Annotated in this window: 13 protein-coding genes; 5 read left to right on the top strand and 8 right to left on the bottom strand. The window is 73.2% G+C overall.

The features are described 5' to 3' along the window. Positions 1–211: 211 nt before the first annotated feature. A complete protein-coding gene (locus ACIGNX_RS23125) occupies positions 212–667 on the bottom strand; it encodes an amidohydrolase family protein (protein ID WP_396542757.1) in 456 nt (151 codons plus the stop codon). Between the two features lie 72 nt (positions 668–739). Here ACIGNX_RS23125 and ACIGNX_RS23120 point away from each other — a divergent pair, with 72 nt between their 5' ends. After that, positions 740–1,102, top strand: a complete 363-nt coding sequence (locus ACIGNX_RS23120) for a MerR family transcriptional regulator (RefSeq protein WP_396542756.1) — start codon at positions 740–742, stop codon at positions 1,100–1,102. Here the strand turns inward: ACIGNX_RS23120 and ACIGNX_RS23115 are convergent, their stop codons facing one another. Together ACIGNX_RS23115 and ACIGNX_RS23110 are read right to left on the bottom strand one after the other, a co-directional pair. Beyond that, positions 1,103–1,861, bottom strand: coding sequence for an ABC transporter permease (locus ACIGNX_RS23115; RefSeq protein WP_396542755.1), 759 nt, complete (start codon positions 1,859–1,861; stop codon positions 1,103–1,105). Next, positions 1,858–2,781, bottom strand: coding sequence for an ATP-binding cassette domain-containing protein (locus ACIGNX_RS23110; RefSeq protein ID WP_396542754.1), 924 nt, complete (start codon positions 2,779–2,781; stop codon positions 1,858–1,860). Before ACIGNX_RS23110 ends, ACIGNX_RS23115 begins: the two co-directional genes overlap by 4 nt. A 103-nt stretch (positions 2,782–2,884) precedes the next feature. Between ACIGNX_RS23110 and ACIGNX_RS23105 the strand changes: the two genes are divergently transcribed. Continuing rightward, the gene (locus tag ACIGNX_RS23105) at positions 2,885–3,631 is read left to right on the top strand and encodes a TetR/AcrR family transcriptional regulator (RefSeq protein WP_396542753.1); all 747 of its coding nucleotides are present in this window, start codon (positions 2,885–2,887) and stop codon (positions 3,629–3,631) included. A gap of 39 nt (positions 3,632–3,670) precedes the next feature. Here ACIGNX_RS23105 and ACIGNX_RS23100 read toward each other — a convergent pair whose 3' ends face one another. The 3 genes from ACIGNX_RS23100 to ACIGNX_RS23090 form a co-directional block, all read right to left on the bottom strand. Then, positions 3,671–4,138, bottom strand: a complete 468-nt coding sequence (locus tag ACIGNX_RS23100; protein WP_396542752.1) for a DUF417 family protein — start codon at positions 4,136–4,138, stop codon at positions 3,671–3,673. A gap of 186 nt (positions 4,139–4,324) precedes the next feature. Then, positions 4,325–6,397, bottom strand: coding sequence for a putative bifunctional diguanylate cyclase/phosphodiesterase (locus ACIGNX_RS23095; protein WP_396542751.1), 2,073 nt, complete (start codon positions 6,395–6,397; stop codon positions 4,325–4,327). A 257-nt stretch (positions 6,398–6,654) separates the two neighbouring features. Continuing rightward, complete coding sequence (locus ACIGNX_RS23090) at positions 6,655–7,146, bottom strand: MarR family winged helix-turn-helix transcriptional regulator (protein WP_396542750.1); 492 nt, start codon at positions 7,144–7,146, stop codon at positions 6,655–6,657. A gap of 65 nt (positions 7,147–7,211) precedes the next feature. On the opposite strand from ACIGNX_RS23090, the gene ACIGNX_RS23085 reads away from it, so the two are divergent. Next, entirely contained in the window at positions 7,212–8,075 is an 864-nt protein-coding gene (locus ACIGNX_RS23085; RefSeq protein WP_396542749.1) for an EamA family transporter, read from the top strand. A 38-nt stretch (positions 8,076–8,113) separates the two neighbouring features. Here the strand turns inward: ACIGNX_RS23085 and ACIGNX_RS23080 are convergent, their stop codons facing one another. Beyond that, positions 8,114–10,726 carry a glycoside hydrolase family 3 protein gene (locus ACIGNX_RS23080; protein ID WP_396542748.1) on the bottom strand — a complete coding sequence of 871 codons (2,613 nt, stop codon included), beginning with the start codon at positions 10,724–10,726 and terminating at the stop codon, positions 8,114–8,116. A gap of 262 nt (positions 10,727–10,988) precedes the next feature. Between ACIGNX_RS23080 and ACIGNX_RS23075 the strand changes: the two genes are divergently transcribed. Beyond that, the gene (locus ACIGNX_RS23075) at positions 10,989–11,858 is read left to right on the top strand and encodes an alpha/beta hydrolase family protein (protein WP_396542747.1); all 870 of its coding nucleotides are present in this window, start codon (positions 10,989–10,991) and stop codon (positions 11,856–11,858) included. A 261-nt stretch (positions 11,859–12,119) separates the two neighbouring features. Here ACIGNX_RS23075 and ACIGNX_RS23070 read toward each other — a convergent pair whose 3' ends face one another. Further along, on the bottom strand, positions 12,120–12,566 hold the full coding sequence (locus ACIGNX_RS23070) for an Lrp/AsnC family transcriptional regulator (RefSeq protein WP_396542746.1): 447 nt from the start codon (positions 12,564–12,566) through the stop codon (positions 12,120–12,122). A gap of 94 nt (positions 12,567–12,660) precedes the next feature. Here ACIGNX_RS23070 and ACIGNX_RS23065 point away from each other — a divergent pair, with 94 nt between their 5' ends. Further along, on the top strand, positions 12,661–13,086 hold the full coding sequence (locus ACIGNX_RS23065; protein WP_396542745.1) for a nucleoside deaminase: 426 nt from the start codon (positions 12,661–12,663) through the stop codon (positions 13,084–13,086). Positions 13,087–13,105 lie beyond the last annotated feature (19 nt).

Here is a 13,105-nt window from a genome sequence, read left to right as displayed (position 1 = left end):
GGGCGTGGGACCAGGGCCGAGGTTCGGCGGCCCGCGGTCCGACAAGGTGTGGTGCGGCCGGAGCGATCCGGCCGCCCCGCCACGGTGATCGCGAGCCTGACGGGCACGACATCGCGACACCCGCGAGGGAGCGCCCCGAAAGTCCACTGTGGAGCGTCAAGGGCGTCGATCCCGCAGCGCCGCAACGACTCCGCCCCCGTTGGCCGGGCGTTCAGGACCGCCGCACGCGCACCGGGCGACCGCGCAGGACCGCGGCCGGCGGGTGCGCCAGTCGGTCCAGGTCGGTTCGCGGGTCCTCCTCGTAGACGACGGCGTCGGCCGGGGCGTTCGGGAGCAGGCCCGGCAGGCCCAGGTACGAGCGGGCGCTCCAGGAGGCGGCGGCCAGGGCGTCGTGGTGGCTCAGGCCGGCGGCGGCCAGGGCGCGGACCTCGTCGACGATCCGGCCGTGCGGCAGGGAGTCCGTCCCCGCCAGGATGCGCACGCCCGCCTCGGCGGCGGCCGCGACCAGCGGGGCGTGGGCCCGCGCGCCCCGGAGGTACCACCGCCGCCCCGGGCTGTCGGGGCGGTCGCGCACCTCCGGCACGGTCCGTTGCAGGACCGACGACGTCGGGGTCAGCGCGGTGCCCTGGGCGGCCATCCGGGACAGCAGGTCGGGGTCCGGCAGCATCCCGCGCTCCGGCCGGCGACGGAGGCCCCTCGGCTACCGTGGAGGTCGAACCAGGCATCCGGGGGGTGTGGCGTGCGGATCGGGGAGCTGGCCCGGCGCACCGGGGTGAGCGTGCGCTCCTTGCGGTACTACGAGCAGCAGGGGTTGCTGCCGGCCGACCGCACCGCCGGCGGCCACCGCGACTACCCCGACCGCGCGGTGGACCGGGTCATCCGCATCCAGGAGCTGTTCGCCGCCGGGCTGAGCAGCAGGAAGATCGCCCTGATGCTGCCGTGCATGCGGGACGCGGACGGCGGCCCCTCCGAGATCGCCACCCCGAGGCTGGTGGACGACCTGACCGCCGAACGCGCCCGCATCGACCGGTTGATCACGGACCTGGTGCGGTCCCGGGAGGTGCTGGACGAGGTGATCGAGGCGGCCTCGGACCGGCGCTGATCAGTCGTTGACGCGCCGCCGGTACAGGGCGGTGGCCACGGCGACCGACGCGGCCAGCAGGCCGACGCACCACAGCACCGCCACCCACCCCCGGTCCCCGATCGGCGTGCCGGTGAGCAGGCCGCGCACGGTCTCGATCACCGGCGTGATCGGCTGGTGCTCGCTGACGCCCCGCAGGAACGGCGGCATGGTGTGCGTCGGCACGAACGCGCTGCTCAGGTAGGGCAGGAACAGCATGAGGAAGCTGAACGCGCTCGCCGACTCCACCGACTTCGCCACCGAGCCGAGTCCCGCCGCCAGCCACGACAGCGCCAGCACGTAGAGCAGGAGGAGCCCGGCGGTGGCGAGCCACTCCACCGGTGCCGCGGACGGGCGGAAGCCCATCGCGACCGCCGCGCCGACCACGACCGCGGTGGACAGGGCGTTGCGCGCCACGCTCGCCGTGACGTGCCCGGTCAGCACGGCGAAGCCGCCGACCGGCATCGACCGGAGGCGGTCGACCATGCCGCCGTTCATGTCGTCGGCGACGGACACCGCGGTGGACGCGGCACCGTAACCGGTGCAGAGCAGGACGATCCCGGGCACCACGTAGTTGACGTACGCCGTGCCGGTGGTGATCGCGCCGCCGAAGACGTACACGAACAGCGCCATCATCATCAGCGGCAGGACGATGGACATGACGAGCGTGTCGACGTTGCGCCTGCCGAGCCGGATGCTGCGGCCGACCATCGTCAGCGAGTCGGCGATCGCGTGGCTCATGCGGGCACCCCTTCACGGGTGGTCAGGGCGAGGAAGACGTCGTCGAGGGTGGGCCGGTGCGAGGAGACCCGGACGGGCACGGCGGAAGCCGCGCGCAGGTCGTCCAGCACGGCGTGCAGGTGCGCGGCGCTGCCGTCGGAGCCGACGCTGAGCACCAGCCGCTCGCGGTCGGTGGAGCCGCCGAGCACCGCGGCGGCGACGTCGAGCGCGGCGGCGGAGGCGAAGCGCAGGTCGAGCCGGTCGCCGCCGACCCGGGCCTTGAGGTCGTCCGCGGTGCCCTGGGCGGCGACCTTGCCCCGGTCCAGCACCACGATCCGGTCGGCGAGGCGGTCGGCCTCGTCCAGGTACTGGGTGGTGAGGAAGATCGTGGTGCCGGTGCGGACGAGGTCGCGCAGGGCGTCCCACATCGTCGTGCGGGCGGCCGGGTCGAGGCCGGTGGTCGGCTCGTCCAGGAAGACCACCCTGGGCGCGGCGACCAGGCTCATGGCCAGGTCGAGCCGCCGACGCAGGCCGCCGGAGTAGGTCTTGACCCGGCGGTCGGCGGCGGCCACGAGGTCGAACCTCTCCAGCAGCCCGGCGGCACGCTCCCTCGCCGCGGCCCGGCCCAGGCGCCGCAGCCTGCCGATCATGACCAGGTTCTCCCGGCCGGTCTGCTCGGCGTCCACGGCGGCGTACTGCCCCGTCAGGCTGATCACGTCGCGCACCCGGGCCGGTTCCCGCACCACGTCGAACCCGGCCACCCGCAGCCGCCCGCCGTCCGGGCGGGTCAACGTCGACAGGATGCGGATCGTAGTGGTCTTGCCCGCGCCGTTGGGGCCGAGCAACGCGAAGACCGACCCCTCGGCGACCTCCAGGTCCATCCCGTCCAGCACCGCGGTCGACCCGTACGCCTTGCGCAGGCCGGTCGCCTCGACGATCATCACTGCCCCCTAGATGTGTATCAGGTACGCCTAAAAGCGTATCTCATACGCAGTTGCTCGCGGTAGCCCTAAACTGGCCGGCGGCGGTGACGAGAGGGTGGACATGACCGAGGACGACGGCCTGCCGGCGGAGATCGCGATGCTGTGGGGCCTGCGCGAACCGCCGCGACGAGGCCGCAAGCCGTCCCTCACGGTCGGCGACATCACCCGGGCCGCGATGGAGGTCGCCGACGCCGAGGGGCTCGGCGCGGTGTCCATGGCGCGGGTGGCCAAGGAACTGGGCAACTCCACCATGGCGCTCTACCGGCACGTGGACGACAAGGCGGCGCTGCTCAAGCTGATGGCCGACGCCGCGCTGGACGAGCCGCCGGAGATCCCCGCCGGGGGCGACTGGCGGGCCGGGCTCACCTCGTGGGCCACCAGCGTGCTCACCGCCCTGCGCAAGCACCCCTGGTACTCGCGCGTCCCGCTGCACGGGCCGCCCGCCGGACCGCGCAACCTGGCCTGGTTCGACCGGGCGCTCGGGACGCTCGCCGACACCCCGCTGGAGGAGGCCGAGAAGGTCGGCGTGGTGATGGGGCTGATCACCCTGGTGCACGGGCAGCTGCGGTTCAGCGTCGAGCTGATGGAGGGGTTCCAGGACAACCCGGAGGCGTTCGGCCGCACCTACGGGCACGCGCTGCGGGTGCTGGTCGACCCGAGGCGGATGCCGGCGCTGGCCCGGGTCGTGGAGGCGGGCGTGTTCGACCACGACGAGCGGTACGACGAGAGCGACGTGGACGCCGACTTCACCTTCGCGCTGGGCCTGTACCTCGACGGCGTGGCGGACCACCTGGCCCGTCGGGGGTGATGGCGCCGCGGGGCCGGTCGGGACCCCGCGGCACCGCGATCACCGCCGGGCGACGTCGGCCCGCGCCACCCGTTGCCGCACGGGTGCGTCGGCCGACATGACTGCCAGGCCCGCCGTGATCAGGACCAGGTTCTTGACCACGAACTCGCCGGTCATGGTCAGCAGCAGCGGGTTGCCCGCCTGGAACGCGACGGACGGCTGCACGACGAGCGTGGCGAACGTCCCGGCGAGGTGGAGCACGACCAGCAACGCCACCCAGCGCAACCGGAAGCCCACCACCAGGGCGACGCCCAGCACCACCTCGACCACCCCGAGCCCGCACACGAACGCGGTCGGGTCGAGCCACGGGACGGTCCGGGCGACCAGTTCGGCCACCGGCGTCGTGCCGGTCACCTTGAGCGCGCCGAACCACAGGAAGACCACGCCGAGCGAGCCCCGGAGCAGGGGGACGCTCACCGTGCGCAGGGCGTTCGCGGGCGCGTCCAGACGGGACGGGAACTCCGTCATCCACATCACTTCCTCACGCGTGCGGGACCTCGTCGACCCGTGGCGGAGTCGGCCCGTCGTTCGGTCCACGCTGACCGGACAGTTCTGGGAGCGCTCCCAGAACTGTAACGGTAAGGAAACTCCCTGTGAAGACTCGATTCCACATCGTCCGGACGGCGGTGCCGCGAGCCGGCACCGGTGAGGCCGCTAGTCGTACCACTCGATCGGGTCGTGGAACGCGCCCGCCGGCAGCGGGTCGCCGAAGAACGGCCCGGTGCCCGCCACCGCGCCCGCCGCGCGCCACCACTCGGCCTGCTCGCGCGTCGCCAGCCCGTCGACCAGCACGCGCGCGCCCGCCCGCGCCACCAGCGGCACCAGGTCGGCCAGGTGGTCGGCCTGCCCCGCGGCCTGGCGCGCGACCAGCCGGCCCGCCACCCGCACCGACCGGATCGGCAGCTCCGCGGCCACCGCCAGGTCGTCCGGGCCCAGCCCGAAGTCGTCCAACGACGTGGCCACGCCCAGCTCGGCCAGCACGGTCAGGTTGTCCACCGCGTCGGACTCCGCCAGCACGCCGACCGGCATCCCGATCGTCAGCCGCGCCGGGGGCAGGCCCGTGCCGTCCAGCACCCGGCGCACCCTCCGCACCAGGTCGCCGTCCCGCGACTGGTTCCGGGTCAGCGAGACGTGCAGCGGCGCGGCGGAGCCGGCGCGCCGACCCCACCACCGCACCTGGCCGCACGCGGTCGACAGCTGCCACTCGCCCAGCGGCAGGATCAGGCCGGACCGCTCCGCCAGCGCGACGCACCCGGCGTGGTCCACCGGGTCGTCGCCCCGGTCCCAGTGCAGCGTCGCGACCACGCCCGCCAACGCCCGCTCCGCCAGCCCGACCAGCGGCTGGTAGCGCACGTCGACCTCACCCTGCTCCCACGCGCCCGGCATGGCCACGGCCAGCGCGTCGACCCGCCGCTCCTCCGCGTCCTGCCGCTCGTCGAACAGCGCCCACTGACCGCGACCGCTCGCCTTCGCCCGCCGCAACGCCTGCTCCGCCGCGCGCATCACCTCGGCGGGCTCCCAGCCCGGCGGCGGGCGGCGCACCACGCCCGTGCTCACCGACACGGCCAGCCCGCGGTCGTCGAAGTAGACCGGCTCGGCCAGCTCCCGGTTGATCTCGGCGACGGTGGCGGCCACGTCCGGCGTGGTGGCGGTGTTCTCGACCAGGACGGCGAACTCGTCGCCGTCGAACCGGGCGATCATCGCCTTCTCCCGCGCCAGCACGGCCTTCAGCCGCTGCGCGACGTGCCGGAGCAGCCGCTCGCCGGTGGGTCGGCCGAGGCTGTTGCCCACCATGCCGAACGCGTCCACGTCGAGGTGGAACACGCTGATGCCGCGCACCGGGTCCGCCCGGCGCAGCGCGCTCTCCAGGTAGGTGGTGAAGTACTGCCGGTTCGGCAGCCCGGTCAACACGTCGTGCAACGCCTGCCGCCGCAGCTCCGACTGCAGCAGCATCAGCTCGGTGCCGTCCTCGACCACGGCGACGAAGTGGCCGGGGCGGTCGTCCGCGCCGCGCAGCAGCGACAGGGCGACCGTGATGCGGGCGACGTCGCCGTCCTTGCGCAGCAACCGCTGCGGCTGCCGCACCCGCTCGCGCTCGCCGTCCAGCAGCGAGCGCATCGCGTCGCCGAGGGCGCGCACCGACGCGGGGTGCACGAGGTCGAGCAGGGCGAACCCGGTCAGCTCCTCGGTCGAGTAGCCGAGGATCTCGCCGATCGCTGCGTTGGCCCGCCGGATGCGGCCCTCCGGGTCGACCACGAGGATGCCGCTGGCGGACGAGGTGGCGACCTCCTCGAACCGGGCCTCGCTCTCCCTCAGGTGCCACTGCGCGTCGCGGACCGCCTTGAGCAGCGACAGCTGCATCGACTCCTGCTGCTCGAATACCGCGCGCCTGCTCGCCGCCAGGAACCCCGAGGACAACGCGCCCAGCACCGCCACGACCGGTTCGGCGTACCGCTCCGCGGGCTGGAACTCGGACAGCCCGAGCAGCCCTTTCCCGAGCACGCCGAGGGTGGCGCGCAGGCCGTCCTCGGTGACGTACCCGAGCGCGACGAGCTGTTCGCCGATCTGCTCGCCCGCCGGGTTCACCGACGGACCGGAAGAGGCTCGGGCGTGCACGGCCGCGCACAGGTCGTCCAAGCGGTCGCGCAATTCGCGGTCGAGGTCGGTGCGGCTCAGCGCGACGGCGACGGCGCTGCTGAGCAGGTACGACCACTTCCGCGCGAGCACTTCCCGACCACGTCCGGGTGGTGACGTCGGCCCTTGTCTCTGACTGGGGATAGACATTTCCCGTTGTCCTGTTGTGATATGCGGACTCGCGGGAGTTTACTCACTCCCCACTGGTCGACACTCGACCGGACGTGTGAATCGCGAACACCCGCGGTGACTTTCCGCCGGCTATTTCCGCCTTTTCGTCGGAACCGGGCGCGGGCCGGCGCTCCCGCCTCGGCGGAGCGGCCGACGGGCCGGCCGGGTGCGACCACGCGTCAGCGGTCGCCGAGCGATTCGAGCAGGTGCCTGAGCGCGGCGGCCAGGCGGGACCGCTCCTCGGGCGGCAGCGCCCGGAGGAGGCGGTCCTCCGTGGCCAGGTGGTCGGGCAGCGCCCGGTCGACCAGGTCGCGTCCGGCGTCGGTGAGGGACACGACCACCCCGCGCCCGTCGTGCTCGTTCGGGGCGCGGACCACCAGGCCGCGGGCTTCGAGGCGGTCCAACCGCTGGGTGACCGCGCCCGAGGTGACCATGGAGGCCCGCATCAGCTCGGTCGGGGTCAGCCGGTGCGGCGGCGCGCTGCGGCGCAGGGTGGCCAGGACGTCGAACGACGCCCGGTCGAGGTCGTGGGCGGCGAAGGTCTTGCCCAGCTCGACGTCCACCAGGCGGGCCAGGCGGCCGAGCCTGCCGATCACCGCCATCGGCGAGACGTCGAGGTCGGGCCGCTGCGCGTGCCACTGGCCGAGCACCAGGTCGACGTGGTCTGCCACGGAACTACCTTAGCGGTGAGGTACGTCACGACCGAGATAGCTTAGCGCTGAGCTACTTTGTCTTAGTGCTAAGCAAATGGGTGACCGCGTTCGCCCCGGCCGTGTGGGGCACGACCTACTACGTCACCACCGAGCACCTGCCGCCCGACCGACCGCTGCTGGCGGGCTTGCTGCGGGCGCTGCCCGCCGGGTTGCTGCTGGTGGCGGTCACGCGGCGGCTGCCGAGCGGCGAGTGGTGGTGGCGGTCGCTGGTGCTCGGGACGCTGAACATCGGCGTGTTCCTGCCGCTGCTGTTCCTGGCCGCGTACCGGCTGCCCGGCGGCGTGGCGGCGACGGTCGGCGCGGTGCAGCCGCTGCTCGTGGCCGGGTTGGCGGTGGTGCTGCTCGGGCAGCGGGTGACCGCGCGCGTCGCGCTCGCCGGGCTGGCCGGCGTGGCGGGGGTGGCGCTGCTCGTGCTGCGGGCCGACGCCCGGCTGGACGCGGTCGGCGTGGCGGCGGCGCTGGGTGGCGCGGTGTCGATGGCGGCCGGGGTGGTGCTGGGCAAGCGGTGGGCCGCACCGGCGCCGCTGCCGGCCGTGACGGGGTGGCAGCTGGTCGCGGGCGGCGTGGTGCTGCTGCCGGTCGCGCTGCTGGTCGAAGGGCTGCCGCCCGCGTTGACTGCCGAGAACGTCGGCGGCTTCGCCTACCTGGGGCTGGTCGGTGGCGCGCCGGCGTACGCGCTGTGGTTCCGGGGCGTCCGGGAGCTGGCCGCCACGCAGGTCACGTTCCTCGGCCTGCTCAGCCCGGTCGTGGCGACGGCGGTCGGGTGGTTGGCGCTCGGGCAGGGGTTCACGGCGTGGCAGGCGGTCGGCGCGGCGGTGGTGCTCGGCGCGCTCGTGGTGGCGCAGCGGCGGGTCGCCCCGCGGGAGCGGACCGCAGTCGGGCGGTGAGCGGGGTGGGGGCGGGACGGGCCCGCCCCCACCCGCGGTCACGTCAGTTCCGCGCACGTCCTCGCATCGGGGTCGGCGGCGGCCTTGGGGACCCACCGGATGTTCGCGAAGGACGCCTGGAACGCGCCTTCGGTGTAGACGAGGAACGGCGTGTTGACGTTCTCCAGGTCCAGCCCTCCCTGGGCGAAGCAGGAGATCGGGATCTTGACCGTCGACTTCACGCCGGTCGGCAGCGCGGTGAACAGGCCCGTCGCGTTGACCTCGGCGAAGCACGGGTACTGGCAGTGCGTGCTCACGACGGTCCGGGCGGCGGGCGGCTGGTGGACGATCACGTCGAAGACCAGGGCCGCCCCGGCGTTGAGGTAGCCCCGCAGGTCGGTGCCGCCCGCCGGGTCCTGCACGTAGACCTGGCCCGGGCCGGTGCCGGTCCAGGTGGTCTTCATCGCGTCGCCCTGCACGTTCACGTCGGCCGGGACGACGGTGATCGGGCCGTGCGCGGCCTCGCCGTCCGGCCCCAGCTCGGTGCCGCCCCAGTTGTCCGGGGAGCCGATGTAGCTCTTGTAGGGCGCGACGTCGGTCCGGACGTGCAGTTCCAGGTCCTCGGTCGCGGTGCCGCCACCGCCGCTGCCCGAGCAGCCGGACTCCGGCGAGGTCTCGTCCAGCTCCCCGACCCGGCCGGTCTGCCAGGTGCTCAGGCCGTAACCGGGCTTGAACAGCGGGTCGTAGCCCTCCGCGCCCGGGTTGAGCGGGGTCTGGCAGGCGCTGCGCGGCCAGGAGAATGACAGCTTGCCCGTGTAGCCGGGGTAGGTGTGCCTGCCGCGCACGAGCAGGTCGGCGACGCCGCCGCCCTCGGTGCCGGGCAGCCACGCGGCCACGAAGGCGTCCGAGCGGTTCAGCTCCTTGTTGACGTGCAGCGGGCGGCCGGAGAGGTAGACCGTCACGACCGGGGTGCCCTTGCCGGCGACCTTGTCGAGGACGGCCAGGTCGTTCGGGTAGAGCTTCGCGGCCTCCAGGGTGCGCTTGCCGATGTCCCCGACGCCCTCCGCGTACGGGGTCTCGCCGATCACCGCGACCACGGCGTCGAAGCCCGTCGGGTCGACGTCACCGGTCTCGCTGAAGACCACGTTCCGCTCGCCCAGGGCCTCCTTGAGGCCGCCGAGGACGGTCGTGCCGTTCGGGAAGTCGGCGTTGGTGTTGCCGGTGCCCTGCCAGGTCAGGGTCCAGCCGCCGGTCTGGTTCTGCAGGCTGTCCGCGCTCTTGCCGACGACCAGCACCTTGGAGCGGGGGCTCAGCGGCAGCACGCGGTCGTCGTTCTTGAGCAGGACCTGGCTCTCGCGGACGGCCTTGCGGGCGAGCTCGCGGGCCGCCAGGGCGTCGGCGGACCCGGCGTGGTCGCGCAGGGAGGGCTTCTCGCCGTCGAGCACGCCCGAGCGCAGCTTGACGCGCAGGATGCGGGTCACCGCGTCGTCGATCCGGGCCACCGGGATCCGGCCGTCCTCGACCTGGGCGACGGTGTTGGCGATGAACGCCTTCCAGTCGTTGGGCACCATGACGACGTCGATGCCCGCGTTGATGGCCTGCGGGCAGCTCGCGTTGGTGCAGCCGGCGACCTGGCCGATGCCGTTCCAGTCCGACACGACCAGGCCGTCGAAGCCGATCTTGCCCTTGAGGATGTCGGTCACGGCGAGCTTGCTGCCGTGCAGCTTGCCCTCCTCGATGCCGAGGTCGGGGTTCGTCCAGCTGTTGAACGACACCATGACGGTCTGGGCGCCGGCGGCGAGCGCGCCGTAGTAGCCCTGGCCGTGGATGTTGATCATCTCGGCCTCGGACGAGGGGTTGACGCCCTGGTCCTTGCCGCCGGTCGTGCCGCCGTCACCGATGAAGTGCTTGGCGGTGGCCAGCACGTCGACCCGGTTGCGGCTGCCGCCCTGCAGGCCGCGGGTGGCCTCGTAGCCGTACGCGCGGGTGATCCTCGGGTCCTCGGAGAACCCCTCGTAGGTGCGGCCCCAGCGGTCGTCCCGGGGCACGGCCAGCGTGGGCGAGAACGCCCAGTCCTGGCCGGTGGCGCGGATCTGCTCGGCGGTCGCCCGGCCGATGTCCCGGACCAGGCACGGGTCGTGCGCCGCGCCGAGGCCGATGTTGTGCGGGAAGACCGTCGCGCCGTAGACGTTGTTGTTGCCGTGCACGGCGTCGATGCCCCAGATCACGGGCACCTTCGTGCGGCTGGCCCTGGACGCGTCCCAATAGGCGTCGGCCAGGCGGAGCCACGCCTGCGGTGCGGCGTGCTTGTCGCGGTCGGGCCACGAGCCGCCGCCGTTGAGGACCGAGCCGATGCCGTAGTCGCGCACCTCGTCGGGGGTGATCGCGCCGATCTCCGGCTGGGTCATCTGGCCGACCTTCTCGGCCAGGGTCATGCCGGCGAGGATCTTCTTGACGCGCCGCTCGTCGGCGGGGTTCGACTTCACCCGGCTCTCCACGCGCGGCCACTGGGCCAGCTCCGGGAGGTCCTTCTCGATGCGGGCGCAGCCGTGCTCGGTGCGCGGCTCGCCGATGACCGGCTGGCGCGGGCCGGGTGACGCGGCGGCGCCCCCGGTGAGGAGACCGGCGGCGAGCACCGCGACCAGCGCGGCGCCCAGGTGTCTGCGGGACATCGGTGTTCCGTTCGTCAGACGGCTGTGTCCGCCCGATCCTCGTTACCGGCCGGGACGCGGTCAAGAGTCCCGTGGGAGCGCTTCCTCGCAGGTGGCGGTTACGGTCCGCGATCTTCGTCCCGGTCCGGGTTCGTGAATTGGTTTCGGGTTGGAATTGCTTACTTGACTCCGGAGTAGGTAATCGACCAGACTCGACCGCGGTCAGCAAGGTCCACTCAGGACTCTCTCCGCCAAGTCCTTGCCACGCCTGGAAGAGCACACCATGTCACTGAGGTCACCCCTGTCCCGTCGCGCCCTGATCCTGGCCGCGGCGGTCACCCTCGGCTTCACCGGTGCGGTCGCGCAAGCCGCCGAGAACCCCTACGAACGGGGTCCGGCCCCGTCCAACTCGAGCATCGAGGCCGTCCGCGGGCCGTTCGCGACCAGCCAGACGACCGTGTCGTCGCTGAGCGCGCGCGGCTTCGGCGGTGGCACCATCCACTACCCGACCACGACCGCGGAGGGCACCTTCGGCGCGGTCGCGGTCGCCCCCGGCTACACGGCCTCGCAGTCCAGCCTGTCCTGGCTCGGGCCGCGCCTGGCCTCGCAGGGCTTCGTCGTCTTCATCATCGACACCAACTCCCGGTACGACCAGCCCGCCTCGCGCGGCGACCAGCTCCTGGCCGCGCTGGACTACCTGACGGGCAGCAGCTCCGTGCGCGACCGCGTCGACGCCACGCGACTGGGCGTCATGGGCCACTCGATGGGCGGCGGCGGCGCGCTCGAAGCCGCTCGGGACCGGCCCACCCTGCAGGCCGCGATCCCGTTGACCGCCTGGAACACCACCAAGACGTGGTCGACCGTGCGGACGCCCACCCTGGTCGTCGGCGCGGAGGACGACACGGTCGCGCCGGTCGCCACGCACTCCGAGCGGTTCTACACCGGGCTGCCGTCCACGCTGGACAAGGCGTACCTGGAGCTGGCCGGCGCGAGCCACTTCGCGCCCAACACCTCCAACACCACGATCGCCAAGTACAGCATCGCCTGGCTCAAGCGGTTCGTCGACGACGACACCCGGTACGAGCAGTTCCTGTGCCCCGCGCCGCGCGGGGTGGCGATCTCCGAGTACCGCGACACCTGCCCGCACTCCTGAAGTACCCGTTCACCAGCGTGAATGGTATCGGAAAGCGCTTGCTGCGCTGACCGGCGGTGCGCTACCGTCGCCCCTGGGAACGTTCCCAGAGAGTGGCGTCCCGCAACGCACGGCGGCGGCGTTGACGGGTTCGAGGGGCCGTCGTCGGCACGGCGGGGCGCGGGGCGAGAGCGCTCTCCCCCACGCCTTGGAGACCTCGACGAAGAGGTCAACCCGGCCGGCGACGGCCCTTCGCCGTGCGCCGGCCCAGGACGCGCCCGCTCAGGTCGGTGACACCCCGCGGTAGGGCAGCGTCTGGCGGTAGACCACGTTCGTCGTCGTGGAGCCCAGGCCGGTCAGCGCCTCGACCACCCGCTCCAGGTGCGGCATCGACGTGGCGGCGACCTTGAGCGTGTAGCAGTCGTCGCCCGTGGTGCGCAGGCACTCCAGGATCTCCGCGCGGTCGGCGATCAGCGCGTGCAGCGGCTCGTGCCGGTTCCCCGGGTACTTGAGCCGGACGACGGCGAGCACCGCGTAGCCGACCTTGGCCAGGTCGACCTCGGCCCGATAGCCGGTGATCACGCCGGCGGCCTCCAACCGGCGGACCCGTTCGGTGGTGGCCGAGGCGCTGAGGTTGACCCGGCGACCCAGCTCGCTGAGCGCGATCCGGCCGTCGCGTTGCAGCTCGCCGAGGATGGCCCAGTCGGTCGGATCGAGGTTCCCGGTCACCACGGCATTTTACCGGGGATTCCACGGCCGGACGGCGTGCGGACCGGGGTTGGTCCCTTCAGGAGCGAGGGGGTGCGCGCCTAGCGTTGGCGGCGTGGAACAGGATCGGGCGAACTTGCGCAGGGCGGTCGAGTTGGCGGGGCAGGCGCGTGCGGCGGGCAACCCGCCGTTCGGGTCGTTGCTGGTCGGACCGGACGGGTCGGTGCTGGCGGAGGAGCGCAACACCAGCGTGACGGACGACGACATCACCGCGCACCCGGAGTTGAAGCTGGCGCGGTGGGCGGCGCGGTCGCTGGCGCCGGAGGTGGCGGCGGCGACCACGATGTTCACCAGCTGCCAGCCGTGCGGGATGTGCGCGGGCGCGATCGAGCGGTCGGGGTTGGGGCGGGTGGTGTTCGCGCTGTCGACCGAGCAGCTCAACGCGCTGAAGCCGGGCGGCGGCTTCGCGCCCGTGCCGCAGGAGGGGCCGGCGCTGCCGGAGGAGGGTGCCGCCGCGGTGGCGGAGTACTACCGGGCCTGAGCGTTGAGTTCGAGGGGTC

This window comes from Actinosynnema sp. NPDC053489, assembly GCF_044544865.1.
Lineage (GTDB): Bacteria > Actinomycetota > Actinomycetes > Mycobacteriales > Pseudonocardiaceae > Actinosynnema.
This window is presented reverse-complemented; position numbering and strand designations above follow the sequence as displayed.